Origin of the sequence: Salinispora cortesiana, assembly GCF_000484695.1 — a bacterium.
GTDB classification, from domain to species: Bacteria; Actinomycetota; Actinomycetes; order Mycobacteriales; family Micromonosporaceae; genus Micromonospora; species Micromonospora cortesiana.
The window spans coordinates 1-1,206 of record NZ_AXVR01000188.1; the positions used below are offsets into that span (position 1 = coordinate 1).

Below are 1,206 nucleotides of genomic sequence, written 5' to 3' on the forward strand. Positions count from 1 at the left end.
CCGGCCCCGACACCGGCCCCGACACCGGCCCCGGCACCGGCCGCGAGGCCATCCCCAGCCCCGCCGCGTCCGTCCCCGCCTCGACCGGCGGGCAGTGCGGCTCCGGTGTTCCGACCGGCATCGTCCCCGTCGCCGTCCCCGTCCCCGTCCCCGTCCCCGTCCCCGCCGACGGTGCGGCGCCGTCCCAGAGAGGCAGGTAGCTGATGAGTCGCCGTGACGATGAGGCGCCGCTTCGCGCGCGAGTACCCGCTGATGTGGAGCGGGCTGATCGCATCGCGTTCAACCTGACGGGGCGGCAGTTGGTCATCCTGACCGTCACCGGCGTGGTGCTATACGCGGCGTGGACCGCCCTGGCGACGGTGGTGCCGCCGCTGGTCTTCGCCTCCTGCTGTGTGCCGATCCTCGGCGCGGCGTTCTACCTGGCCGTCGGTCGCCGTGACGGGATCAGCCTCGATGTGTGGCTGCGCGCCGCGTTGCGCCACTATCGTGCCCCGGGCCGGCTGCTGCCGTCCGAGGGTCCGATCACGCCGGCCCCGGCGTGGGTGTCCACCACGCGGGGGCCGGGTGACCGGCTCCCGCTGCCCGCACCGTTGCGGCTTCCGGCCAAGGGCATCACCGCCGACGGCCTGGTTGACCTTGGCCCCGACGGCACCACCGGCCTCGTCGCAGCCTCCACGGTGGCGTTCGGGCTGCGCACCGCAGCGGAGCAGAACGGCTTGGTCGCTGGGTTCGCCCGCTGGCTGCACAGCCTAGATGGGCCGGCGCAGATCCTGGTCCGCGCGCAGCGGGTTGATTTGACCCACGTGGCCGACCGGATCCTGGCCCAGGCACCAGGGCTGCCAGACCCGGCGTTGGAAGCGGCAGCCCGCTCACACGTTGGGTTCCTCGACGACCTCGCGACCCGGCGGGAGCTGCTGCACCGGCACGTCACCGTCGCGGTACGCAGCAAACGTGGCCCTGGCCACGCGGCCCAGCAGGCCGCCGAGACGGTGCGGGCGCTGTCCGGCTGCGAGGTCGCCGCGAGGGTGCTCGACCCGGTCGACGCCGCCGGCACTCTCGCGGGCGCGCTCAACCCCTGCGCCACGCCGTCCCTGTCGTCCCCTCCGGTGTCGGCCGGCGCGGGACGGGCCGTCCCCGACACCGATGGAAGTGAGGCGCCGTGAACCTGTTGAACCGTCGTCGTCCCCACGTCGTCCCCGAGGTGGG

Annotated in this window: 2 protein-coding genes; both read left to right on the forward strand. The window is 74.3% G+C overall.

From position 1 onward, the window contains the following. Positions 1–200, forward strand: a 200-nt coding sequence (locus K228_RS29305; RefSeq protein ID WP_223160768.1) for a hypothetical protein, incomplete at its 5' end; no start/stop codon positions are given. A 3-nt stretch (positions 201–203) separates the two neighbouring features. Further along, positions 204–1,163 carry a PrgI family protein gene (locus K228_RS0125100; RefSeq protein ID WP_188116258.1) on the forward strand — a complete coding sequence of 320 codons (960 nt, stop codon included), beginning with the start codon at positions 204–206 and terminating at the stop codon, positions 1,161–1,163. The last annotated feature ends 43 nt before the right edge of the window (positions 1,164–1,206 follow it).

Coding starts and splice junctions, on each gene's coding strand:
- K228_RS0125100 (WP_188116258.1), top strand. CDS start 204: ATGAGTCGCCGTGACGATGAGGCGCCGCTTCGCGCGCGAGTACCCGCT.